Annotated in this window: 20 protein-coding genes and 2 pseudogenes; 11 read left to right on the top strand and 11 right to left on the bottom strand. The window is 64.9% G+C overall.

The window, feature by feature from the left end; translation table 11 throughout:
* Positions 1-327: 327 nt before the first annotated feature.
* Both tnpB and QFZ94_RS35380 read left to right on the top strand, forming a co-directional pair.
* A pseudogene (tnpB, locus tag QFZ94_RS35385) lies at positions 328-597 on the top strand (IS66 family insertion sequence element accessory protein TnpB); the annotation flags it as partial.
* Positions 598-626: 29 nt separating this feature from the next.
* Positions 627-840: pseudogene (locus QFZ94_RS35380) on the top strand (IS66 family transposase); the annotation flags it as partial.
* A gap of 40 nt (positions 841-880) precedes the next feature.
* Here QFZ94_RS35380 and QFZ94_RS35375 read toward each other — a convergent pair.
* A complete protein-coding gene (locus QFZ94_RS35375; RefSeq protein WP_368584242.1) occupies positions 881-1,936 on the bottom strand; it encodes a hypothetical protein in 1,056 nt (351 codons plus the stop codon).
* A gap of 442 nt (positions 1,937-2,378) precedes the next feature.
* On the opposite strand from QFZ94_RS35375, the gene QFZ94_RS35370 reads away from it, so the two are divergent.
* The 7 genes from QFZ94_RS35370 to QFZ94_RS35340 all read left to right on the top strand — a co-directional run bounded on the left by QFZ94_RS35370 (position 2,379) and on the right by QFZ94_RS35340 (position 10,461).
* Complete coding sequence (locus QFZ94_RS35370; RefSeq protein ID WP_429463636.1) at positions 2,379-2,996, top strand: LysE family translocator; 618 nt, start codon at positions 2,379-2,381, stop codon at positions 2,994-2,996.
* Positions 2,997-3,209: 213 nt separating this feature from the next.
* On the top strand, positions 3,210-5,624 hold the full coding sequence (locus QFZ94_RS35365; protein ID WP_429462739.1) for a filamentous hemagglutinin N-terminal domain-containing protein: 2,415 nt from the start codon (positions 3,210-3,212) through the stop codon (positions 5,622-5,624).
* 300 nt (positions 5,625-5,924) lie between these two features.
* Complete coding sequence (locus tag QFZ94_RS35360; RefSeq protein ID WP_008920469.1) at positions 5,925-6,278, top strand: DUF1428 domain-containing protein; 354 nt, start codon at positions 5,925-5,927, stop codon at positions 6,276-6,278.
* Positions 6,279-6,454: 176 nt separating this feature from the next.
* A complete protein-coding gene (metE, locus tag QFZ94_RS35355; protein WP_429462738.1) occupies positions 6,455-8,749 on the top strand; it encodes a 5-methyltetrahydropteroyltriglutamate--homocysteine S-methyltransferase in 2,295 nt (764 codons plus the stop codon).
* 386 nt (positions 8,750-9,135) lie between these two features.
* Positions 9,136-9,258 carry a hypothetical protein gene (locus QFZ94_RS35350; protein ID WP_013094087.1) on the top strand — a complete coding sequence of 41 codons (123 nt, stop codon included), beginning with the start codon at positions 9,136-9,138 and terminating at the stop codon, positions 9,256-9,258.
* A gap of 72 nt (positions 9,259-9,330) precedes the next feature.
* Positions 9,331-9,942: a recombinase family protein gene (locus tag QFZ94_RS35345; RefSeq protein WP_410842502.1), complete on the top strand. Its 612-nt coding sequence runs from the start codon at positions 9,331-9,333 to the stop codon at positions 9,940-9,942.
* A 261-nt stretch (positions 9,943-10,203) separates the two neighbouring features.
* Positions 10,204-10,461 (top strand): hypothetical protein, encoded by a 258-nt coding sequence (locus QFZ94_RS35340; RefSeq protein WP_429462737.1) that lies wholly within the window; start codon positions 10,204-10,206, stop codon positions 10,459-10,461.
* A gap of 103 nt (positions 10,462-10,564) precedes the next feature.
* On the opposite strand, the gene QFZ94_RS35335 is transcribed toward QFZ94_RS35340, so the two are convergent.
* From QFZ94_RS35335 to QFZ94_RS35300, 8 genes are all read right to left on the bottom strand, one after another.
* Complete coding sequence (locus tag QFZ94_RS35335) at positions 10,565-11,560, bottom strand: UDP-glucuronic acid decarboxylase family protein (RefSeq protein WP_429462736.1); 996 nt, start codon at positions 11,558-11,560, stop codon at positions 10,565-10,567.
* A 51-nt stretch (positions 11,561-11,611) separates the two neighbouring features.
* A complete protein-coding gene (locus tag QFZ94_RS35330) occupies positions 11,612-12,568 on the bottom strand; it encodes a glycosyltransferase family 4 protein (RefSeq protein ID WP_429462735.1) in 957 nt (318 codons plus the stop codon).
* Positions 12,558-13,697: a glycosyltransferase family 9 protein gene (locus QFZ94_RS35325; protein WP_429462734.1), complete on the bottom strand. Its 1,140-nt coding sequence runs from the start codon at positions 13,695-13,697 to the stop codon at positions 12,558-12,560. The genes QFZ94_RS35330 and QFZ94_RS35325 overlap by 11 nt, the downstream gene beginning before the upstream one ends.
* Positions 13,694-14,782 carry a glycosyltransferase family 2 protein gene (locus QFZ94_RS35320; protein ID WP_429462733.1) on the bottom strand — a complete coding sequence of 363 codons (1,089 nt, stop codon included), beginning with the start codon at positions 14,780-14,782 and terminating at the stop codon, positions 13,694-13,696. The genes QFZ94_RS35325 and QFZ94_RS35320 overlap by 4 nt, the downstream gene beginning before the upstream one ends.
* Entirely contained in the window at positions 14,779-16,524 is a 1,746-nt protein-coding gene (locus tag QFZ94_RS35315; protein ID WP_429462732.1) for a carbamoyltransferase family protein, read from the bottom strand. Before QFZ94_RS35315 ends, QFZ94_RS35320 begins: the two co-directional genes overlap by 4 nt.
* A 22-nt stretch (positions 16,525-16,546) precedes the next feature.
* Positions 16,547-17,788 (bottom strand): lipopolysaccharide heptosyltransferase II, encoded by a 1,242-nt coding sequence (gene waaF / locus QFZ94_RS35310; protein WP_429462731.1) that lies wholly within the window; start codon positions 17,786-17,788, stop codon positions 16,547-16,549.
* Positions 17,785-18,387, bottom strand: coding sequence for a D-glycero-alpha-D-manno-heptose-1,7-bisphosphate 7-phosphatase (locus QFZ94_RS35305; protein ID WP_429462730.1), 603 nt, complete (start codon positions 18,385-18,387; stop codon positions 17,785-17,787). The genes waaF and QFZ94_RS35305 overlap by 4 nt, the downstream gene beginning before the upstream one ends.
* A gap of 123 nt (positions 18,388-18,510) precedes the next feature.
* Positions 18,511-19,818, bottom strand: coding sequence for a glycosyltransferase family 4 protein (locus tag QFZ94_RS35300; protein WP_368584230.1), 1,308 nt, complete (start codon positions 19,816-19,818; stop codon positions 18,511-18,513).
* Positions 19,819-20,207: 389 nt separating this feature from the next.
* Here QFZ94_RS35300 and QFZ94_RS35295 point away from each other — a divergent pair, with 389 nt between their 5' ends.
* Entirely contained in the window at positions 20,208-22,256 is a 2,049-nt protein-coding gene (locus tag QFZ94_RS35295; protein ID WP_429462729.1) for an ABCB family ABC transporter ATP-binding protein/permease, read from the top strand.
* On the top strand, positions 22,147-22,908 hold the full coding sequence (locus tag QFZ94_RS35290) for a response regulator (protein WP_429462728.1): 762 nt from the start codon (positions 22,147-22,149) through the stop codon (positions 22,906-22,908). The genes QFZ94_RS35295 and QFZ94_RS35290 overlap by 110 nt, the downstream gene beginning before the upstream one ends.
* A 14-nt stretch (positions 22,909-22,922) precedes the next feature.
* Here QFZ94_RS35290 and QFZ94_RS35285 read toward each other — a convergent pair whose 3' ends face one another.
* The gene (locus QFZ94_RS35285; RefSeq protein ID WP_429462727.1) at positions 22,923-23,861 is read right to left on the bottom strand and encodes a glycosyltransferase family 2 protein; all 939 of its coding nucleotides are present in this window, start codon (positions 23,859-23,861) and stop codon (positions 22,923-22,925) included.
* Positions 23,862-23,919: 58 nt separating this feature from the next.
* Positions 23,920-24,627 (bottom strand): PIG-L deacetylase family protein, encoded by a 708-nt coding sequence (locus tag QFZ94_RS35280; protein ID WP_429462726.1) that lies wholly within the window; start codon positions 24,625-24,627, stop codon positions 23,920-23,922.
* Positions 24,628-24,724: the final 97 nt, after the last annotated feature.

Raw genomic sequence — 24,724 nt, 5'->3', positions numbered from 1 at the left:
GCGGTACGAGCGAATGACCCTGCCTGACCGACACTGCCTGACGCGATCGGCTCAGACCCGCAACAGACCCGAGAGCAGACCCTCATGTTTCGGTTTTCGGTTCGGCGATTTCACCTGCGAGCAATGACTACATTGTTCGAAGTAGCGTGCCTGCGGCCTGTATTACACGCGTGCGTATCGAGGGCACACCCGACGCAGCCACGCTGCGTGTTGTGTTGCGTACGTTGGGCGCCGCGGCGGAGACTGATGCGTGATCGGTCTTCCTGTCGGCACGCGTGTGTGGCTTGCTGCGGGCGTGAAGGCATGCGGGCATGATTCAACAGTCTCGCCACCAAGGTGCAGACGGTGCTTGAACCGGATCCGTTCTGCGGGCAGGTCTTCGTGTTTCGTGGCAAACGCGGCGATCTATTGAAAGTGCTGTGGTGGAGCGGCGATGGGATGTGCCTGCTGATGAAGCGACTCGAGAAGGGGCGCTTCGTATGGCCTCAAGCCGATGGCGGCGTCATTAGCCTGAGCCCGGCGCAACTATCAATGCTGCTGGAAGGCATCGACTGGCGGCAACTGACGAGAACGGCTCGACCGACCTCAGCGTTGTAAACGCCGTTGCCGGCGCGTAAACTGCCCGCATGACGCGCGCGAACCCACTTCCCGCCGATGTCGAAACGCTGAAGGCCATGCTGCTCAGCCAGGAGAGGGCGCTGCGTGAGCGTGACGCGCAGTGCTCACACCGCAGGAAACGGTCGATTCACAACGCCGCGCACAGCCGCGGAACAGGCACCGCGCAAGCCACTGCCTGAACATCTGTCACGCGAGATCCGGACGCACTTGCCTGAATCCGCCGACATGTAGGTAAGGCACTCTTCAAACCATCGGGGGGCAGTCAGGTCAAGATAACTTTGCCGTCTTTAACGGTGCCGGTTTTCGTCTTCACTCCGTCGGAAACCATGCCGGTGAGGGTCCCGTCAGGCTTGCTGCTCCCGTCCACGCTGAGTTCAATCTGTTCCGTAAGCGTTGGGCCGCCCGTGGCATAGGCTGTCACGAGGCTCCAGCCCGTGGGAGATGCCACGCGATCCCAGACGCTGAGCACACCGTAGCTGCCTTGGACTTCGAGTTCCAGAGCGTCGAAAAAGCTGGATAGCTGGGGAAATGCGATGGGGTTCAACGATCGCAGCGCTAGCGTAGAGCCGTGGTGCAGCGTTTCCAGGGCAATCTGGAGAGATTTGCGCGCTTGCGCCGAGCTGAATGGACAACCATCCATCACCTGTTTGAAGGTTGCGCGTCGTTCGAATGCCTCCAGCAGCCAGCGGGCCTCTTCTTCGGATCGGGGCGTTGCCGTTTTCGGGAGATTGAAGCCCAAGCCAAGCAGGGGACCGGGGCCTTTCACTGTCAAGGCAACACGGCGAACGCCGTGGAATGCTGTCGAAGTACCCTTTTTCCGCTGCGCACGTGTCCAAACTCCCCAGGCCTTCAGTTTGGTCTTGCTGGAGGTCATCGCCAGGTGCTGGGCCATGGGCGAAATGAAGTGGCCTGCGGATGCTCCCTTCGGGGGAGCTGCCGTATCAGGCAGGGGCGTGAAGGTGGGTTGAACCGGTGCCACTACGCGACGACCATCGGCACCGAGTCCGTAGTGTCCGATCACCAGACCAGCGGGGTCTGCGATCATGACTCGACCCCAGGTACGAATCTCGGGATTGCAGCCATAGGGATCAAAGGCTTGATCTGGTGTTTTTCCCGCAACCGCGCGCACCATCTGCGCTTGCCAGCCCGTCTGCCAGCCGTGCCGTGCATAGGCATGCTGCCCGCCTCCTGCCGCCACTTTGGACAATTCATCCTTGAGGTCAGCCTCATGCTGCTTCACGGCTGCGGCGACGTTACCAATGTGCGCCTCCAGGTGCTTGAACTGCAATCCCCAGTCTTTTGTCTTGACAGTGACCATGCTTCCCTCGGATTGAAATGGTGCTCAATATCGCAGAGCCTGTGCCCCTTGGCAACGGGGGGCGAGCTGATTTAAGGAACTCCGGCACTTTCCACTCAGGACTCGGAAGCGCATATCGCAAGCAAGAGATTGCGGCCTCACCGGCCTTCGGTTCCTTCCACCCTCACCAGGACGAGAAAGCGCTCAACTTTGCATCCGCGGCTGTGTTTGCCTTGAAATATTGGGTCTGGGCGGAGCCTTGCATCGCGTGGGGTTGGGAGCGAACAAGGTTGGAGTTCAGTGACGCCATGCTTGCGAGCGTACGAATCGCACGTCCAGCGATTGAGCGTTTGGTCTGCTGCTTCCGGAGTCGGCCAGCAGCGGGCAGTCGTGAATTGCTTCAGAATACTAGCCGATGAAGCAACTCCACGTTGTGTACAGCCACTTTTCACTGAGGCTGCCAATGGTTGATTGGTTTGCTATCGCGATAGTCTTTTCTGTGTATGCGGCGGGTGTCGTCATACCCGGGCCGAACTTCGTCGCAGTCACTCACAAGGCGGTCGCCGGCAGACGCTCCGATGCGCTCGCGCTTGTCGCCGGAATCGTGACGGTGAATCTGTTCTGGGCGACTTGCGCCATCCTTGGCATCGGAATGGTGTTCGCTATTTTCCCGTGGCTCGCCGTCGGCGTTAGGCTTGCTGGCGCGGCCTATCTGATCTGGTTCGGGCTGCGGCTCGTTGTGTCGGCACGGGCAACCCCATCAGGAGCGCGCCACCCAACGAAGGCGCCTCTGTTTCGTGCCGCGTTCCTGCAAGGTATCGCGACAAATATCGCGAACCCGAAGTCCATCGCCTTTTATGCGGCGGTGTTTTCCTCAGCGGTGCCCACCCACGTTTCCATGCCGACGTTCTTCGCGATGCTTGCTACTGTCGGTGCATCAGCGACATGCTGGTACGGAGCAGTCGCGCTCGTTCTATCGCACACGGTGATTGCGACGGCGTATCGTCGCGCGAAGGCATGGATCGACCTCACATGTGGAGGGCTCATGATTGCGCTGGGGATCCGGCAGGCATTTCGATAACAAAGCGCCCGGCGGAGCCTGGCTGAACGGCCGCTTTGCGTGTGGGCGGCACCAGGAGATGGCAAAAGTCCGCACTGGACGGCGCAAAACGTTGAGATATCGGCATGCATTCGCGACGCCGATTGCTATTCTTCAGACACGGCGACTCATGCGTTTCCGGTCGGCTCTGCGGGTTGTCGGCAGCCATTCCGCACGCAGCGGAAAGGGGGCTGTATGTCACATTCGAAACTACCTTGGCCCCCGCGACGCGCGCTGTGTCGACAGCACTCGCGCGGACACATCTGGCTTGCCGTCGGCATTGCGCTGACTGGACTGTCCCTGACACCTGTTGCGTTCGGCGCGGGTCGCCTTCCGCAAGGCGGCACATATACCGCCGGTACGGGCACGATAGCTAGCCAGGGCAACGGTCTTTTGATCACGCAGCCGGGTTCGACGCGCGGCGTGATCGACTGGAACAGTTTCTCGATCGGCAGGCACAACAGCGTGACGTTCAACAACGGCACGGGCGCAACCCTGAACCGCGTGACAGGTGGCTCGCCCTCGGCCATTCTCGGCATGCTCAGTGCAACAGGCAGCCTGTATCTGATCAATCCGCAAGGCATCGTCGTGGGTCCGTCGGGTGTGATCAGCACGGGTGGCCGCTTCGTCGCGTCCACCCTCGATGTCTGCAACAGTGCATTCATGAGCGGCAGCAGCACGCTCACACTTTCGGGCGACTCCGATGCAAGCGTGATCAACCTTGGCAGGATCAGTTCGAGCGGCGGCGATGTGTTCCTGATTGCGCGACACGCAGTCATCAACGCCGGCACCGTGGCAGCGCCCAACGGCACGGCGGAGCTGGCAACAGGGGGCCAGTTGCTGTTGCAGGACTCCGCGGGCAGCCGGCAGGTGTTCGTTCAGACGGGCAGTCAGGGCACGGTCGTCAACAACGGGCGGATAACCGCCGCGCAGGTCAGCCTGCAGGCCGCCGACGGCAACGTCTATGCGCTCGCAGGCAGCGGCACGCGCATCCGCGCGACGGGCACGGCCAGCCGCGATGGCCATGTGTGGCTGGTGGCCGACAGCGGCCGCGTGGACCAACTCGGCAGGATCGCCGCAGGCAACGCGGACGGCAGCGGCGGAACGGTCGATACCCAGGCGGCACAACTGACGTTCGGCAAGCACACAGTGGTCGATGCAGGCCAATGGAATCTCTTGACCCCCGCCTTCACGATCGATGATGCCGCCGCGCACGCGCTGCGCCGCAGCCTGAACGACGGCACCTCGGTCAACGTCACCACGACGGGCGCCAACGGCGCGACGGGCGACCTGGGCGTCGCGTCGAGCCTGCGCTGGTCAGGTCCGGCTTCGCTCGCGCTCGCGGCGTACCGCCACGTCTCAGTGACGTCGGGTACGACCATCGCGAACAACGGTACGGGCAACCTGACCTTACGCGCCGACGCGTCAGGCATCGACAACGGCGGCAGCATGACCAGCGATGGGACCATCGACTGGTCGAAAAGTACCGGCATCGTCAGCGCGCTTTACGACATGAACGGCAGCTACACTCCCGGCATGATCGTCGCGAACAGCGCATGGACAGCAGCGCCGTATAGCGGTCTCATCACCCAGGTGACCGGCTACAAACTGGTCAATTCGGTTGGCGATTTACAGAACATCGCGCTCGATCTCGGGGGCGCATATGCGCTCGGCAAAGACCTCGACGCCAGTGCGACCGATACGTCTTTCGCTTTCTCTTCGCTCGGCAATGCGACCACGCCGTTTTCCGGCCAGTTCGACGGGATGGGCCACGTGATCGACAGGTTCATGCAGCTCGATCAGAGCTCCACCGAGCAGCCGGCGATGGGACTGTTCGGCGCGATCGGGCCGACCGGTGTCGTGCGGAATGTCGGGATGACCAACGCCACGGTCGCGACCAATATCTATTTCCCGGGCGGGATCCCGCTTGGCATTTTGGCCGGCGAGAATCAGGGCTTGATTACCTACGCCTATACTACCGGCCGCCGCGGCTCCGGCGCGTTCGAAGGTGCGTTGCTCGGCGGCCTGGTGGGACGCAACGACGGCCTGATCGAGCGCTCGTGGAGCAGCGCGTTCGTCGGTTCTGCCGGCCTCCTCGGCGGCCTCGTCGGCGGCAACGGCGGTACGATCGTGCAATCTTATGCGACAGGGCCGGTGAGCGGCGGCAATCATGGCTCCGGTGGCGGTCTGGTCGGCGCTAACGACGGAACGATTTCGCAGTCGTATGCAACGGGGCAAGTGTACGGCCCATTCAGCGCTGGGGGACTGGCTCTTTCAAATGACGGCCTCATCGAGCAGTCGTTTGCGTCGGGCGCAGTCTTAGGACCAAGCTTCCAGGGCCCAGATTATGGCACTTATGGCGGCATCGTCGCCGTCCAGGGCTCACCGGCTGGAGTGCCGCTCGCGTCCAACGTCTACTGGGACAAACAGACCACGACACGCAGCGTCAGCGCGGGCACCGGTCCGCAACTGCCGGCATCCAACGGTCTCACTACCGCGCAGATGAGCGATCCGGCCAGCTTCGTCGGCTGGGACTTTGGACCGACCGGCGCGTGGGTCATTCCGGCCGGCACGAGTCACCCGGTCCTACGCTGGCAGGTGAGCCATTAACCCATTGACTGCTAGCTGCTAGTCACCGGCCGCCCAGTGGCGGGACAGCCAGCGATTGCCTCCATTCACCTGGTCTGTTTTTCGCCCAGCACCCCGGCATCTCGTTAAAGGAGGGCAAAAACCCGGAAGGAAGCCGGGGAACGGCCACCTTGAGACATTCGACACGGTAGGCAGTATTGTCGACAGTCCAGTATCTATTGTCGATTTCTTGACTCCCCGCTCGTCGTGCGTATGGGCGGTCGCGTCGCGATGCGTTGCCGACCGGCACCTATAGTCCGTATGGGAAAAAGGAGTTTGCGAATGACTTACGTCGATGGATTTGTTGTCCCCGTGCCTACAGCCAACCGCGAAGTTTACAGACAGTTCGCCGAAAGAGCGGCGGCCGTCTTCAAGGAGCACGGCGCGTTGAAGGTGGTCGAATGCTGGGGAGACGACGTGCCGGAGGGCAAGGTGACGTCGTTTCCAATGGCGATCAAGCGCAAGGATGATGAGACGGTGGTGTTCTCCTGGGTCGTCTGGCCGTCGCATCAGTCGCGAGACGAAGGAATGAAAGCGGTAATGGCCGATCCGCGGCTGCAACCAGATAAAGACCCGATGCCTTTTGATGGCCAGCGGCTAATCTATGGCGGTTTCGAAGTGATTGTCGACGCGTGATGGCCGAAAAAACATGGCATTGCACATCCGCGATGCAACGCGCGACTCGTCACCTCGAATGAACGAAACTAATGAATAAATGAAATAATGCCATTTTTCTTCATGGAACGATGCCCCTATCATGGCTGCCAGTCCTTACATCGTTCCTTGCATTTTTTCATCGGAAGGCAGCCTCCATGGTCACGACACATAATCTCGGCTTCCCGCGCATCGGCGCAAAACGCGAACTGAAGTTCGGCCTCGAACGCTACTGGAAGGGCGAGTCGTCGCGCGACGAACTGAAGGCGCTAGGCGCCCAACTGCGCGCGCGTCACTGGAACGACCAGAAAGAACTGGATCTCGCACCGGTCGGCGATTTCGCGTTCTACGACCAGGTGCTGGACATGAGCTTCACGCTCGGCAATCTGCCGGCACGCGTGCAGGGCTTTCATGGCGACAAGCTCGACAACTACTTCCGCGTCGCGCGCGGCCGTTCGGCGCAGGGTGCCGAAGAGCACGCCGCCTGCTGCGGCGGCGTCGCGGCCGGCGAAATGACGAAGTGGTTCGATACCAACTACCACTACATCGTCCCCGAATTCACCGCCGATACGACGTTCAACCTCGACACGTCCGGCTTCCTCGAACAGTTGCGTGAAGCGCGTGAGCAGGGCGTCAAGGCGAAGCCGGTGATCATTGGCCCGATCACCTATCTATGGCTGGGCAAGGCGAAGGACGACTCCGACAAACTCGCGCTGTTGGCTCGCATCATGCCCGTCTATCGCGCGTTGCTCGACTATTTCAAGGTGATGGATGTCGAGTGGGTGCAGATCGACGAGCCGGTGCTCGTCACCGAACTCGATCCGGCATGGCGCGACGCGTTCGTGACCGCGTATCAAGGCTTCGAGGAACGGGGCGTCAAGCTGCTGCTCGCTACCTATTTCGGCCAGCTGAAAGAGAACCTCGAACTCGCGTGCGGCTTGCCCGTCGACGGTTTGCACATCGACGCAATCAACGCACGCGACGAAGTCGCGCTCGCCGCGCGCAAGCTGCCCCCGGACAGTGTGCTGTCGGTCGGCGCGATCAATGGCCGCAACATCTGGAAGACCGACCTGAACGCCGCGCTCGATTGGCTCACACCGCTCGCGCGCCAACTCGGCGATCGCTTGTGGCTCGCGCCGTCGTGCTCGCTGCTGCACGTGCCGGTCGATCTCGCGAGCGAAGAGAAGCTCGATGCGGAAATCCGCTCCTGGCTCGCGTTCGCGCTGCAAAAACTCGACGAGCTGAAGGTGCTCGCCACCGCGCTGAACGGCGGCCGCGACATGGTCGCCAATGAGCTCGCCGCCAATGCGGCCGCGATTGCCGCGCGTCGCGAGTCGCCGCGCGTGAACAACCCGGCGGTGAAGGCCGCGCTCGCGCGCATCGATGCGAATCTCGGCAATCGCCAGCATGCCTATGCCGAGCGCGCGGCGAAGCAGGCCGCGCTGCTCGAACTACCCGCATACCCGACCACGACGATCGGCTCGTTTCCGCAAACGGCGGAAATCCGCCACGCTCGCAGCCAATTCAGGAGCGGCGCGCTCGATCGGGAAGGCTATCGGAACGCGATGCGGCGGGAAATCGAGCGCAGCGTGCGCGAACAGGAAGCGCTGGGTCTCGACGTGCTCGTGCATGGCGAAGCCGAACGCAACGACATGGTCGAATACTTCGGCGAGCAACTCGACGGCTACGCGTTCAGCCAGTTCGGCTGGGTGCAGTCGTATGGTTCGCGCTGCGTGAAGCCGCCTATCCTGTTCGGCGACATCAGCCGACCGCGGGCGATGACGGTCGAATGGATCAGCTACGCGCAGTCGCTGACGAACAAGCCGATGAAGGGCATGCTGACCGGCCCGGTGACGATTCTCAACTGGTCGTTCGTGCGCGACGACCAGCCGCGTTCGGTGTCGTGCTACCAGCTCGCACTGGCGATCCGCGAAGAAGTGCTCGACCTGGAAAACGCCGGCGTACGCGTCGTGCAGATCGACGAAGCCGCGCTGCGCGAGGGCCTGCCGCTGCGTCGCGGGCAATGGGGTGAGTATCTGCGCTGGGCGGTCGAGTCGTTCCGGATCACCGCGAACGGCGTGCGTGACGAAACGCAGATCCACACGCATATGTGCTATTCGGAGTTCAACGACATCATCGCGTCGATCGCCGGTATGGATGCGGACGTCATCACGATCGAGACCTCGCGTTCGGACATGGAGCTGCTCGCCGCATTCGACGACTTCAACTACCCGAACGAGATCGGCCCTGGCGTCTATGACATTCACTCGCCGAACATCCCCACGCAGCAGCACATCGTGCAATTGATGCAAAAGGCGGCCGAGCGCATTCCAGCACAGCGTCTATGGGTGAACCCGGACTGTGGCCTGAAGACACGCCAGTGGGCTGAAGTGATTCCCGCGCTGACGAACATGGTTGCCGCCGCGAAGACGCTGCGCAGCCAGGTTCAGTAAAGGGCGAGCGAGCCGTCGCTTTCTTCGCGGCGGCTCGTCTCCGGACGGCCTCTTTGCGCCGGGCATTGAGCAAGGCGCTACATTCCTTTCCGCCAGCCGGATTCCGCGGCCGCTACATGCCGCGCGTCCATTGCTCACACACAATCACAGTTCAATCGCGCCAATACCCACGCCAACCGTATTGGACGCTCAACGCGATTGATACACTTCCAAAATTCCTTCTCCGGGTCGCTTGCGTCGACAGCAGAAGCCTCATTTCGAGGCACCTGCATGCCCGCGCCGAACGGTCTCACGCGGCGGCGCAGCGACCGGGAACGCTGATTGCGAGTTAGTCACGATGGCCGTGGTTAGCCACGGTCACCCGCAATCTCACACAGGAGAACCTCATGACCTCGGACAAGAATTCCAATCGACAACCGTCGAACCCGGCGCAACCCGGCCGAGACAGCGGACAGCAGCAACAGAACCAGACTCCTCCGACGCATCAGGGCGGCCAGCGGCAGCCCTGAGCGCGATGAGTGACGACGCGTGCAAGCGTCGTCGCTCGAACTAACGGAATTCCTGGTGAAACAACGCCGCGAATGGCGGATCGTGACTACGAAGGCGACGTGGAAAAACTACACATCTATCTGTTCGGCGCGCACGATGCGCTTCGCCATGAGCAGGCGCTGATCCGGCTCGACAAGGCGGGCTACATGGTCACGCTCGCGCGGCTCGTGGTCGAGGATCTGCCGACCTACACACAGGGACGCGAACGCCCCGAACTGCAGAGTCTGATCCGGCGCATCGCGCCGCGCGACACGCTCGTTGTGCTCGAGCTGGCTGCGCTCGGCTGCAATGCGCGCGACATTCTCGCCACCGTGATGCAGTGCCGGAAGGCCGGCGCGGCGCTGCGTTGCGTCGAAGTCGGCCATACCGATCTGGCCGGACGTCCCGAGCCGTCCGCGGTGAAGGCGCTGCGCGCGCTGGTACGGCTCGATGCCGCGTGCCGCAGCCTGCGCAGCCGCGATAGTCTCGCGGCCGTTCGCGCTAGCGGCAAACACACAGGCAGGCCGCCGTCGCTGTCCGAACAACAGCGCCAACGCGTGCTGCAATCCCTCGGCAGAGGACAGTCGGTCAGCGAAGTCGCGCGACGCTTCGGCACTTCGCGCCAGACCGTGATGCGCATTCGCGCGGACACGCCCGCGATGTAGAAAATACCTGCCGATCTGTTTCGTACCGTTCTTACCGCATCGCCGTTCGGGCATTCCGCACGGCGCGTTTCGCACGGCCGATTGTGTGGAAAGCGCCAGATAGCCCTGACGTGCGCGCACATGCCCCTGTCCGTAACAGATCAGTTACGGACAGGGGCATGTGCTTTGCTCTGAAAGTTCACACGTCTAACCTCAACCTACATACCATTATCAAACGTTGAGATCCGGACCCGAGGCGCGGCGCGATGCCGTATGAAAGCCATGAACGTGAAACGTCTGACTGTTTATGCAAGCCCGGGATCACTGCGAGTCGTCGCAGTCTGGAAGAGCCTGATCGAACATCATGCGCAAGTGTGCGGCTGGTCCGCGCACGTGAGCACCGCGGGCGGACGCGAGTCGCTGAGCGTCGATCTGGTCGATTGCCCGGCCGATCGCCTCGCGATCATCTCGGCCGCGTTGAGCGCGGGACCGATGACGGTGCTGACGAGCGACGCCGAGTCGACCATCCGTTCCTCATGAACCCAATGCCATAGCCCGCACGCCCTTCGCGGCATGGCTTTTGAGCGGCCTCCGTGGCACTGCTCCCCGAGCGACCTTCGCGGTCGCTTCTTTTTGTTGCGCGTCACGAGATTCGTTCGCCCACCTGCTGCGGCGGGGTCGGCCGACTCGCCTCGATGCGCGCGCGGAAATAATGCGCGGTGCGCAGCAGCCCTTCATCGAGCGACATGCCCGGCTGCCAGCCGAGCAGTTTGGTGGCCAGCGAGATGTCCGGCTGCCGATGCCACGGATCGTCGGCCGGCAGCGGCTGCGTTTCGAGCGGCGAAGCGGAGCCGGTCACCGCGACGATGCGTTGCGCGATCTCGCGCATCGACACTTCGTGCGGGTTGCCGAGGTTGACCGGGCCGCCCGGATCGTTGGCGCTATTCATCAGCAGGATGAAGGCATCGATCATGTCGTCGACGTAGCAGAACGAACGCGTCTGCGTACCGTCGCCATAGACGGTCAGCGGTTCGCCTCGCAGCGCCTGCATCATGAAGTTCGACACCACGCGGCCGTCGGACGGGTGCATGCGCGGGCCGTAGGTGTTGAAGATGCGCGCGATGCGGATCGACAGACCATGCTGGCGGCGATAGTCCATGAACAGCGTTTCCGCGCAGCGCTTGCCTTCGTCGTAGCACGAGCGCGGGCCGATCGGATTCACGTGGCCCCAGTAGTTTTCCTTCTGCGGATGCACGAGCGCGTCGCCATACACTTCGCTGGTCGAGGCCTGGAAAATCCGCGCCTTCACGCGCTTGGCAAGCCCGAGCATATTGATCGCGCCGTGCACGCTGGTCTTCGTGGTCTGCACCGGATCGTACTGGTAGTGAATCGGCGAGGCGGGGCACGCGAGGTTATAGATTTCGTCGACTTCCACATACAGCGGGAACGTTACGTCGTGACGCATCAGCTCGAAGTTCGCACAGTCGAGCAGATGCGCGATGTTGTCCTTCGTGCCGGTGTAGAAGTTGTCGACGCACAGCACGTCGTGCCCTTGCGCGACGAGCCGTTCGCACAGATGCGAGCCGAGAAAGCCGGCGCCGCCGGTAACCAGAATGCGCTTGCGGGTGAGTTCTTTCATGGTGCGTGATCCTGTGGTTGGAGCGCATTGGCGTTGAAAAGCGGCGTGGCGTCACGCGGTGACGTGCAGCAGCGCGTCGTGCCAGTCCTGCGCGAAACGGTCGATATGGAAACGCTCCAGCGCGGTGCGCCGTGCGCCCTCGCCGAGCCGCCGCGCTTCGCCAGGATCGCGCAGCAACCCGAGCATCGCGTCGACGAGCGCGTCGACGTCGGTATGCACGAAGCCGTTTTCGCCGTTGCGGATCACGGTGGCGAGCTCGGTGGTCGCGAGACCGACGATCGGCATGCCGATCGTCATCGCCTCGACGATCGCGAGACCGAGACTGGTCCAGCGGATCGGATTGAAAAAAAAGCGGTAGCGCGCGCTGAACGCGGCCAGATCGAGATTGCCGATTTCGCCGATGCCGTCGAGCCGCTGCGCGTCCATGCCGACGAGATCGAGCGGCACGCGCGTGCGGGTTTCGCTGAAGACGTCCGCGCCGAGCCGCCGGCCGCGCTGCGCGAGATGATTGACGACCACGATGCCGCGCTGCAGCTCGCCGCTGTAACGCACGCCGTCGGGCACCACGACGCCGTGTTCGATCACGCGCGTCGGCGTGACGCCGCTATCCCACATCAGCCGGTTGAAGTGCGTGACGTGGACCAGCAGCGTGCCGGGATCGTCCACCCAATGCCATTGCGCGAACGCGTTTTCCTGCGGCGGATCGTGCTCGACGTAGACGCGCGGCAGGACCCGCTGCGCGGCGCTCAGCACGTGCTCGCGGTCGTATTCCCAGTGCGTGCGATGCTGGTACAGCACCACGTCGAACTCGTGATTGGCGACGTCGTCGATCGCGATCTCGTGCACGTTGTCGCCCCACGGCAAGACGCCGACCTTGCCGACGTAACCGGGCGGATGACCTGGTTTCGTCACCAGATAGAAATCGTGCGGCGTCTGGCTCAAGTAGTACATGTAGTTGCCGTGCACGTGCCAGGTCAGCACGCGCAGTCGGCGGCAATTACGCAGCATGGTGCAGTTCCTCGTAAAACAACGAAACGGGTCCCTCATGCAGACTGCCGGGCGCGCCCGGCTGCGCGCCGGGCGCGCGCGCAAGCTGCTCGCGGGCGGTCTCGACCACCTCATCGACGCCGATGTTCAGCGCGCATGGATGGCCGTACGGGCACTCGCGGAACATGCATGGCCGGCACGCCGGATAGTCGGCCAGCACGCGATGCCGTGCATGATCGAGCGGCGCCCACCGGCGCGTGTCGCTGCCGCACGCGATCACGACCGACGCAGTCGCCACCGCCGCGGCGATGTGCGAGATGCCGGTGTCGTTACAGACCACGAGCCGCGCATGCGCCGTCAGTGCCGCGAGCCCGCCGAGCGACGTCGCACCGGCCAGATGCAGCGCGGGCGCGCTCATCGCGCCGAGCACCGCGCAGGTCAGCGGCGCTTCGGCGGCCGTGCCGGTGATCGCGATCTGCCAGCCGTCGGCGGCGAGGTGGTCGGCGACGGCCGCGAAGCGCTCGGCGGGCCAGCGCCGCGACGGCAATTGCGAGCCGGGGTGGATCAGCACGAGCCGCTCGTCTTCGATGCCGTGATACGCGCGCAGCGCGGCAAACTCATCGAGGTCGGGCGCGGTGAGCGGGAACGCCAGGCGCCGGTCGCGTACCGGCGCGCCGAGTGCGCTCATCAGCGCGAGATAGCGCTCCGGCTCCGGCAGCGCATCCGGCCAATCGATGAAGCAGCCTTCGCGCGTGGCCTCATCGGGCTGCACGAAGCCGGCATCGGCACGCGCGCCGAGTCGATGCAGCAGATCGTTGGCGACGCCGCCGCTGCCGTGCAATTGGATCGCCAGATCGAAATGCCGGTCGCGCATTCGCGCGAAGAACGCGGGCAAGCCATCGTCCGTTTCGGGCTGCTCGGGAAAACCGACGGCGCCCGGAAACACGATCAGCTCGTCGACGAGCGCCGCATAGCGCTCGACGAACGCGCGCGCCCACGGCAGTCCGATCAGTGCGATCTGCGCATCGGGGGCGGCGGCGCGCAGCGCGCGCAGCGCGGGCACCGCGCACAGCATGTCGCCGAGCTGCAGCGCGCGAAACACGACGATACGGCGCGGCGCGAGCGCCGCCAGCAGCGAGGGTGCGGTCATGGAAAGAACACCTTGAAACGGATGGCGCCATAGAGTCGCCAGTAGATCGACAGGAACGGAATCAGAATGGACGTCCAGATCATTTCGGCGACATGGCGCCAGCCGTGATTGCGCCCGCGCAGCCGACGCGCGCAGAAATAGCCGGTCAACCAGCACCACGCGATCACACCCGCGCCCGCGAGAATCGGCAGATCCGCGAACCCAGCGCCGATCGCGAGCAACGCGGCGGCGAGAATCGCGTAATACAGCAGCGGCGGCCGCGAGCCGATGCGCGTTCGAAACAGTTCGGGATGCTTGCGGTAAAGCAGCGCATCGAATTGGCTCTTTTTTTGCTGCGCGATGCTGACGCCCCAACGCGCGGGCCGCACCGGATGCACGACCACCGCGTCGCGGGCGCGCACGATCTGGCCGCCGGCGGTAAGCAGCGTGAATTGCAGATCCGAATCCTCGCGCCATGCCGACGTGAACCGTTCGTCGAAGCCGCCCGTCGCGACGAGCGCCGCGCGCGTGACGAACACGTTCGCGGTCGCGAACTCGGCGCGCGCGAGGCCGCTCGCGTCCGCTTCGTAATCGGTCGGCAACTCGGGTAGCTCGGGCAGCGGCACGACGATCCTGCCGGCGGCGGCCGTGGCGCCGGACGCGAGCGCCGCGACGCCGGCCGTCAGCCAGTGCGGATCGGGCAGCGTGTCGTCGTCGGTGAAGGCGATCAGCGACGCGCGCGCATACTGCCAGCCCGCGTTGCGCGCGCCGGCGGGACCCTGGGTGCGCGTGACCGGCAGGTAGTGCACCTCCAATCCACGCGGCGCCTGTTCGCGCGCGAACCGTTCGACGCAGGCGCGCGTGGCGTCGTCGGGACCGTCGTCGCAGACCACGATCTCGTAGCGATGGGGCGCGAACTGCTGCGCGCACAGCGCGTCGAGGCAGTTCGCGAGCATCTGGGGACGGCGATAGGTGGGCACCACCACCGACACGTCGGGGCACGACGGCGTGCGCAGCGTGCGGCCGGTTTCCTCGGCATCCTCACTGCTGTAGCGCGCGGCCACGCCGCCATGCAGTGGCGCCGGACACATGACCGACGCGTTCATACGCGGCCCCCCGCCTTATCGACGATGAACGGGCCGATCACGAGCGCGTCGAGCGGCGAAGTCCAGAACGACTCGACCGCGTCGCGCGGCGAATTCACCATCGGCTCGCCGCGCGTGTTGAACGACGTATTGACGAGGATCGGCACGCCCGTGCGCTGCTTGAACGCGGCCAGCAGGTCGTAGTACAGCGGGTGCTGCGCGCGGTTGATGGTCTGCACGCGCGCGGTGCCGTCTACATGCCGCACCGCGGGAATACGCGCGGCCTTGTCGGCGCGCACGTCGAAGATGAACAGCATGAACGGCGCGGTTTGACCGTTCACGAACCAGTCGTTTGCTTCCTCTTCGATCACGACCGGCGCGACCGGGCGGAAGTCTTCGCGATCCTTGATCTCGTTGAGTTTCGCCTGCATGTGCGGATCGATCGGCGACGCGAGGATCGAGCGCGCCCCGAGCGCGCGCGGCCCGAATTCGGTGCGGCCCTGATACCAGCCGATCACCTTGCCTTGCGCGAGCAGATCGGCGGTCTCGCCGGCGATATCGTCGAGGCGCCGGTACGGCACTTTCGACCAGCGCAGGAACTGCTCGATTTCCGCTTCGCTGAATTCCGGCCCGAGATACGCGTGATCCATTTTCCAGCGACGCTCGCGCTCGCCGCGCGCGGCACGCTCGCGATAGTCGGTCCACAGCGCCGCGCCGAGCGCGGTGCCGGCGTCGCCGGCCGCCGGCTGCACCCACACTTCGCTGAACGGCCCGGCATCGCGCACCTTCGAGTTCATCACGCAGTTCAATGCGACGCCGCCCGCCATCGAGAGCCGGCTCAAACCGGTCTGCCGATGCAGCCAGTGCGCGAGTTCCAGCACGGTCTCCTCGAGCACGCGCTGCAACGAATTGGCGATATCGAAGTGGCGTTGCTCAAGAGGACCGCCGCGTTCGCGCGCGGGACCGAAGCGCTCGGTCAGACGCGGCGCATCGACGGTATAGCTGCCGTCCTGGCGGTACTTCACGATCTCTCGAAACACGTCGACATAGGCCGGCTTGCCGTACGACGCGAGCGCCATCACCTTGTACTCGTCCGACGAGTGGAGGAAGCCGAGCCAGTCGGTCACCGCTTCGTACAGCAAGCCGAGCGAGTGCGGCAACTCGACCTGTTTCAGACGCGTGTACTCACCGCCGACGAATTGCCCCATGCTGGTCGTCACGCCTTCGCCGCGGCCGTCCATCGTCAGCACGGCGGTGTCGTCGAACGGCGCCGCGAGAAACGCGCTCGCTTCGTGCGCGAGATGGTGCTCGACGAAGTGCCACGCAAAGCCGTGCTCGCGATCCACACCCTGGAAGCGCTTGCGCAGATGATGCGGCGCGCCGTCGAGCAACTGCCCCTTCGCGTTCGCGATATAGCTGAGAAAGAGCGGGTCCCACGACGACGCGGACGGATTGTCCGGACGCGTGCCGGCCGGATCGAACGGCAGCTCGATCGTCGCGCCGGGCTTGTTCGGCATGCCGCCGAACAGCGCGGGGTCGTACGAGTAAGCGACGTGGTCGATGTCGGCGAGCGTGATGCCGGCGGCTTTCAGGCAGTAGTCGATCGCGTCGAACGGCAGCTGCCAGGTCGAGAACGGCACCGGACGTTTCGCGTGCTTGACGTGCGTGAAACGTTCGTCTTCGGCGGCGGCGAGCACCACGCCGTCACGCAGCAGCGCGGCCGCGCTGTCGTGATAGACCGCATTGATTCCGAGTGTGTACATGGCGTTAGCAGTGGGAGTGAGTTCAGGGAATGGTTGGCTGATCCGTCAGCGACGGCGTGCTCGTGTCATCGGCGCGGCCGGTGCGCCCGGCTGCGCCTCGACGCGGCGCGTTCGCATGCGCGCGCCGCAATTCGAGTGCCGCGTGCACGACTTCTTCGATCGGCACACCGAGCAGGCAAGCGTGATGCCCGTGCGGACACACGCTGCGATAGCACCAGCGGCATTCGACGTCGCGGTACAGCACGCGTTGCGGCGTTTGCCACGGCGTGTGCTGCGGGTTGGTCAGCGCGTAAAGATCGACGACCGGCGTGCCGAGCGCGGACGCGACATGCACGGGGCCGCTGTTGTTGGAGACGAGCACGCTTGCGCGTTCGAGCAGCGCGGCGAGCTCGGCGAGCGTCAGTGCACCGCTCAGGTCGTGTAGCTGCGCGCACACGCCTGGAGCAGCGGCGCGCATCACGGCCTCGACGAGCGCTCGCTCGCTCGCGCCGCCGGTCAACAGCACGGGGGCGCCGGTTTCGCGCGCGAGCCGTGTGGCGACTTCACCGAAGCGCTCGGGCGGATAGCGGCGCGATGCGGCGGTCGCCCCTGGATGCAGCACGATGCACTCGTCGTGGCGGGAGATGCCGAGGGTCGTCAGTTTCGCGTCGAGCGACCGGCGCGCGGCGGGCGGCACGCGAAAACGCATCGCGGTGTCGTTCGACTGCGCGCCGACGTGACGCACCAGATCGAGCTGGCGTTGCACCTCGTGCCGCGTGCGCTGCTGCGGCTCCGGTTCGTGCAGCCAGTCGGTCAACAGCGAGTACGGATTCTCGCGGCAATGCGCGAGGCGGCGCGGAATCCCCGCGAGATAGCACAGCATCGCGGCCGGCAACGGGCTTTGGCTATACACGGTGAAAATCACCGCTGCGTCGAAGCAGCCGCGCTTCAGCCGCTGCTGCATCCGATGATCGTCGAGCAGATCGCGCGTCACGGTCGACGCAGGCGCGACCCACGGCGCGTCGTATTCGATCACGTCGTCGACGTCGTCGAGAAACGGCGCGAGCGCGACGCCGCTGCGCGACGCGAGCAGCGTGAGATGGCGATCTCGGGCGGACTCGCGCAGCGCGTGCAGCGCGGGCGTCGTCATCAGCACGTCGCCGAGATTGTCGAGGCGCACGCACAGAATCCGTTTGACCTCGTCGCCCCAGCACACCGGCTGCGACGTGTCGGGCACGCGCGCATGAGCGAGCGTGGGCGGCGCAAGTGGCAGAGGTGCGTTCACCGCGGCGCCTCCTTGCGGCGTGCCGCGCTGCCCGGCGGCAGACCGTTCAACACGACGCGTTGCGCGGCCTCGTGCAAATCGGCCGCGCGCGCATTCGGTGTGCGCTGCGGGCCGGCCCGCCATTCGGTCTCGTGGCCGTTGTCGAGCAGGATCGTGCGACAGCCGGCGCGATTGCCTGCTTCGACGTCGTCGAGAATGTCGCCGACGAACCAGCTTTGGGCGAGATCGAGTTCATGCTCTTTGGCCGCGCGCAGCAGCATGCCGGGCGCGGGCTTGCGGCAGTCGCAGACGATCGCGTAACGCTCGACGCTGCCCTCGGGATGATGCGGACACCAGTACGCGCCGGCGAGCGTGGCGCCGCACTCGGCGAACATCTGCCGCAGCCGGTGTTCGACGGCGAACAGCGCTTTGTCTTCGAACTTGCCGAGCGCGATGCCGGACTGATTGCTGATCATGAACAACGCATAAGGGTAGGCGGCGAGCAGCGCGAGCGCCTCGCGCGCGCCGGGCGCGAAACGCATCAGCGCGGGATCGGCGTTGTAGGGCACGTCTTCGAGCAGCGTGCCGTCCTTGTCGATGAATACAGCGGGTACCGTCATGATGGTTGGTGGTATTTGCGAGCGTGGGCCGAAAGTCGGAAAAAGGCGCGCCGTAGCCGCTGGACCGGCCGCGGCGCGTTCCAAATGCGCACGCCGTGCGCGTTCGCGCGGCGTGCGCCGTCGTCAACGGAACGACGCTCCGGCTGCTGCTCGCAGCGGTAGCTGCGCCGGCTCGGAGCCGACGTCGAGCGATGTTTTGCTCGGCGCGAGCCTTGCCGCGCGTGCATAGATTTGCGCGAGCGCTTCGCTGACGCCGCGCCAGGTAAAACCGGTCCGCGCCCGTTCGAGGCCCGCTTCGCCCATCCGGCGCGCGAGCGCGGGGTCGCGCCGCAAGTGGTCGAGACGCGCCGCGAGCGCGTGCGGATCGCGCGGCGGCACCAGAAAGCCGGTCACGCCATCGACCACCGAATAGCGAATGCCGCCGACATCGGCGCCGATCACCGGCGTCGCGCAGGCCATCGCCTCGACCGGCGTAATGCCGAACGGCTCGTACCACGGCGTCGTCACGAACACGTCGGCGGCGCTATAGAAGTAGCGCAGCCGCGCGCGACCACGCCGGCCGACGAAGCACGTCTCGTCCGCGACACCGCATTCGCGTGCGATCTCGCGCAGGCGCGCGATCTCCGGTGTCGCGATTTCGTTGGGCGCGTCCGAATTGCCTCCGACCACGTACAGCCGCGCTGCCGCGTTGAAGGTGTGCTTCAGCACGCCCACGCCGCGTACCACGTTGTCGATGCCTTTGCGCTGCACGAGCCGGCCTAGCTGCAGCACGATGAAGTCGTGCGGGCTCCAGCCGAGCGCATGGCGGGCGGCTTCGCGCTCGACGGGCCGGAACTCCTCATCGTCGAAACCGCACGGTACGATCTGGATGCGCGCGGGATCGGCGCGATAGTGTTCGAGCAGATCGGCCTGGTCCTGCGGACATTCGGCGACGACGACGTCCGAGCGTGCGACCAGTTCGTCTTCGATCGCGAAGCGCTCGTCGGGGAAGCCGTCATTCGCGCCTTGATGGATGCGCCGCACGCGGCCGAGCGCATGAAAGGTCGTGATCAGCGGCACGCCGAGCGCAGCCTTGACCTTCAGCGCGGCGAGACCGGACATGAAGAAGTTCGCGTGCATCACGTCGTACGGCTGAGGTTCACGCCGAAAGAACCCGATCAGAAACGCGGCGAACTCGTCCATGAACGGCAGTAATTGTTCCTTCGGCAATTGTCGCGGCGGTCCGGCAGGCACATGAATCACGCGTACGCCGTCCATGTCGACGCGCTCGGGCACGAGTGCGCGATCGCGACGCGTGAACACGTCGACCTGATGGCCCATTTCCACCAGCTGACGCGCGACGTTCGCGACGTAGATATTCTGGCCGCCGCTATCGACGCCACCGGCGACAGCAAGTGGCGACGCATGTTCACTGATCAGGGCGATCTTCATTTGCACTCCTTCCTGAGATGCGCGTTCTTCGATATTGAGGAATCGTTTCACCGGCCCCGAGCATTCGCTGTGCCATTCGGATCCTGCGGTGCCGGGAAACGACGGTAGACGTTGGTGCGGACGGACGAAGCGCTGTGGCGTGCCCTTTTTCGTGCAGACAGGGAAGCGCTGTGGCGTTCCCTTTTTCTACATACGATCATGTAACTTCGCACCGCTGGTGGCGCCGCGGTACTAGGATGGGCGGAGGATTGCGCGCAATGAACAGGTAAGAGTTGCGCGGCGAGAGTTGCCGTACACCGGTCATTTTTCGCTCGCCGCCGGGCGCGTCACTTGCTGAACGCCCCATTTGTGCGACGTTTTTATCCGGGCGCGCCCCCGACCAGGATCCCATGCCGAATTCCGTCCCGCCGCCTCGCTCCGAACTGACGCGCCGAATCGTCGGCGATCTCGCGCATGCGGTATGGCGTTATCGCTGGCAGACCAGCGGGGCGCTCGCGCTGATGATCACGGCCCGGCTCGCGACCGTGCTGATGCCGCTCACGCTGAAGCACATCGTCGATGAACTCGGCCATCCGCTCGCGCATGCGGCGTTTCCGGTGTTCCTCGTGCTCGCCTATGCGCTGCTGCGCTTTCTCGGCGACGCGCTGAACGAGGCGCGCGACGTCGTGTTCAGCATCGTCGTGCAGCGCACGGTCGCGGCGCTGACCGAGCGGACCTTCGCGCATCTGCATCGGTTGAGCGCGCGCTTTCATGCGCGGCGCGAGACGGGCGCGATCGTGCGCGACGTGCAGAAAGGCGCCGACGGTATCGGATTTTTGCTCGGCACCGCGCTGTTTACGATCGTGCCGACCTTCTTCGAGATCGCGGTGATCGTCGCGATCATGGTGCACGCCTACGCGCGCGAATTCATGCTCGTGATCGTCGCGACCTTCGTGCTGTATGCGGGTTATACGTTCGTGTTCACGCGGCGACGCGTCGCGTTCCAGCGCGCGGTCAATCTGCTCGAAGCGCAATCGGACGGCCGGCTCGTCGATAGTCTGCTGAACTACGACACGGTCAAGTACTTCGCGACCGAAGACAGCGAAACTCGACGGCTCGGCGACGTGCTGGAAAAGTGGGTCCACGCGCGCATCGCGAACCAGAACGCGTTGACCGCGTTGCACGTGGGACAGAGCGCGGTGATCGCGCTCGGGGTGGCGGGGGTCATGCTGCTCGCCGCGCAGCACGTGGTGGCCGGCAGCATGAGCGTCGGCGATCTGATTCTGGTCAACGCCTACCTGATTCAGGTCTGCATGCCGTTGAACACGCTCGGCTTCGTGTTTCGTGAGACCAACGACGCGCTCGTCAACGTCGAGCGCATGTTCGTGATTCTGGCCGCGCGCGGCCGCGTCGGCGAGGATATCGATGCCCGCGACGCGCAGCCGCTGAAGGTCGGCGCGGGGCTGATCGAGTTCGAGCACGTCGATTTTGGCTACGACACCGCGCGTCAGGTGCTGCGCGATGTCGACTTCCATGCGTATCCGGGCAAGACGCTCGCGGTGGTCGGCGGCAGCGGCTCGGGCAAATCGACGCTCGTGAAGCTGTTGTTCCGGCTCTATCGGCCCGAGCGCGGCATGATCCGCATCGACGGGCAAGACATCAGCCAGGTCACGCAGCGCAGTCTGCGCGAGGCGATCGGCATCGTGCCGCAGGACACCGTGCTGTTCAATGAAACGATCGCCTACAACATTGCGTATGGACGTCCGTCGGCGACACGTGCGGACGTGGTGCGCGCCGCGCGTGCCGCGCAGCTCGACGAATTCATCGAGCGCTTGCCCGATCACTACGACACGCGCGTTGGCGAGCGCGGCGTGCGGCTGTCGGGCGGCGAGCGGCAGCGTATCGCAATTGCGCGCGCGATCCTGAAGGACCCGCGCATCATCGTGTTCGACGAAGCGACCTCGGCGCTCGACACGCGCTCCGAGCGCGCGATCCAGACCGAGCTGACGCGTCTCGCGCAAGGCCGTACGTCGATCGTGATCGCGCATCGGCTCTCTACTGTCGTCGACGCGGACTGGATTCTGGTGATGGAGCATGGCCAGGTGGTAGAGCAGGGCACGCATCGGGAGCTGCTCGCGCGCGAGGCTGTGTACGCGAAGATGTGGTCGCTGCAATGGCAGCAGGGCGAACTCGAACACGCGCAGCGCCGGCTGACTGCTCGGTCGGTCAGCGTCAGCGCATTGACGGCGGGTGTGATCGATGCGTTGCACGACGAGATCGCCGCGCAGCGCGTGGTCGTCTACGCAGAGCCGACCGACAACGAACTGCGCTTGACCGCGCGATCCGAGCGTGCTGCAGCCGCTGATCGCCGAGTTGTGCCGCAACGAGATCGCGCAGGCGCAGCCGGGACAGCGCATCGCATTGCGCGCGGAGCGTCACGGCAATCACGTATGGTTTAGCGTGCTTGGCATGGGCGACAAACCGGCCGAGCTATCGCAGGCGACGGCGCGGCATTTGGAAAGCGCGCTGGCGGCTGCGGGCGGCAGCTTCACGCTGACCCCGCTGAATGGGCGGCTCGCGTATGTGGCGATGCTGCCGCTGCGGCCGGTCGCGGATGCGCAGCCGCCATTGGCTTCAGAGTCCACCGGAGCGGATTCGGCCGAGCCAGCTTCGCTCGACGGCCTCTTCGTGCTCGCGATCGACGATCAGGAAGAAGCACGTGACGCGCTCGAAGCGGTGCTGAGCACGAGCGGCGCACGTGTGCGGCTGTTCGCATCCGGCCGCGAAGCGCTGGATTGGCTGCGCGCGACGGACCCGGCGCAATGGCCGCAGGTGCTGCTCTGCGACCTGGTGCTGGCCGGCGAAGATGGCTACGACGTGCTGCGCCGCTTGCGCGAACTGGAAGGCGAGCGGCCGTCCTTGCCGGGCAGGCCACCGCCACTGCCCGCGATTGCGTTGACCGGCTACACGGACGCACTCGACGAACAGCACGCGCGCGGCGTGGGCTTCGACGCACATTTGAACAAGCCCGTGCCGCCTGAAGAACTGATCGCCGCGATCCGTCGGCTCGCGCCTGTGCCGTCGAGCGCTGACTCGACGTTGCCAGGATAAGGAAAGCGCGTGATTCAGGTCTCAGGTCGGCGCGTCGGGCTTCCTACCACGGACGTCGTTGCGGACGCGTCGAGATTGCGCTCGGCCGCGCGCACGCGGTCGCGCATCGCGAGGATCGACTGCGGGACCACCCGGCGTTCTCGCACGGTCCACGCAAGCCCAGCCAGCAATTCGATGCCGTCGCGCACCAGCGTGCCTTCTCGCGCGAATACGTCGAGGGCGCGCAACGTCGCGCTCAACGCTTCGCCCAACGGCAGACGCAGCCATGCCACCCACGCGGCATTGCGGGCGAGCATGCGTCGCCGCAACGCGCTGTCGCGCACCGGCGACGGACGATGCTGGAGCGTCAACTGCTCGCAGTAGGCGATCGCATGTCCCGACGCGAGCACGTCGAGTGAAACGAGCGTTTCCTCGCCGCCGATGAAAAGGCGCGGCTCATAGCCGCCGACCTCCCGAAACAGCGCGGTACGAAACACGCACGCGCCCGCCATATAGCCGATCAAAGCAGGCCCGGGCAGGCCGACACGTCCCAGCGGGCTTGCGCGCATCAACGCACAGGTCGGATCGGTCGCGTGGTCAGCGCCGACGGCCACGCGCGCATTGAGCACGCCGACGCGGGGCCAGGCGTCGAGCAATTGCACCGCGCGTTCGAGCGAGCCGGGCTCCCACCAGGTGTCGTCATCGCAGAACGCGACATAGTCGGTCTCGACGCACGCGACCGCATGGTTGCGGCCCGCCGCGCCGAGATTGCCGTTGCATTCGACGATGCGAACGCTCGGATAGCGCGCTTCGACGAGTGCGACCGTGTTGTCGGTGGAGCCGTTGTCGGCGACGATGATGGGCGGGCTTTCGGGTAATGCGAGCAGACGTTCCAGGGTGGTGAGCAATTCGCCCGCACGGTTATACGTGAGAACGACGATCGAAATGCGCGGGTGGGCGGTTTTTGTTCGCATGCTGTGCAATCGCTTCGACGGTTGGACAGCGACGGCGAAGCAAACCCCGTGCCGTGCGTCACGCGTTTTGCGGGTGTCGACTGGATTCACCGTGGCCGAGCTGCCAATAGCGTTCGGCCGAAAAGAGGCTCGCCTGTCCTTCGGGACCGAACGCGCGCAATTGGCTGCGATAGGCGTCGAGTGCCGCGCGCTTCATACGCTCGTGTTTCGTCGTGCCGGGCACGTCCAGCGCGTGCGGCGCGTCAGCGGCATAGCCGCGGGTCGCCAGGTCGCATAGGCGCGCTTGCACGACGCCGGGTATGCGCCGATAGGGCACTTCCTCATAGGCGATGAAGCGCATCGCAGGCTGGCGCCGCATCAGTGCCAGACAGGCATCGGCCACCATAACGTGATCCGAGTGGAACAGTCCCAACGGCATCAGGACACGCGTGGGTTTCGCATGAGCAACGGTCTGGCTCAACGCCGTAATCAGCTCGTCCGTACCGGGCGACGCATGGTATTGCGCGTCGCGGAACAGCAAATGCACGGGCATCGCCGACAGCAATCCCAGCGCCTCCCGGTCCTCCGCCTGACGCGTGCGCATCGCTTCGAATGCGTCGGCGAAACCGGCCGCGCGGTCCCAGTCGGTCGTGATTTTCTCGGCGGGCGGCGCGGTGAAAACCGTGCAAACGACCGTCCCGGGATGCGCGGCGAGCAGAAGTCCGCAACTGAGGACCGCATCGTCCAGATGCGGTGAGATGACGAGCAGGCGCTGGTTCGATTCCATACCGGCGAATAGCAAGCTCCGTGCCGCCGTCGCGGCGCGCGACGGGGCGGTGCTGGAATAGCCCTTGCTGACCTGCGTTTCTACTACTGCTTACAAA

The organism is Paraburkholderia sp. JPY465 (assembly GCF_050436725.1).
GTDB lineage: Bacteria > Pseudomonadota > Gammaproteobacteria > Burkholderiales > Burkholderiaceae > Paraburkholderia > Paraburkholderia youngii.
Note: the sequence above shows the minus strand (reverse complement) of the source record. Positions and strands in the feature narration are given on the sequence as shown.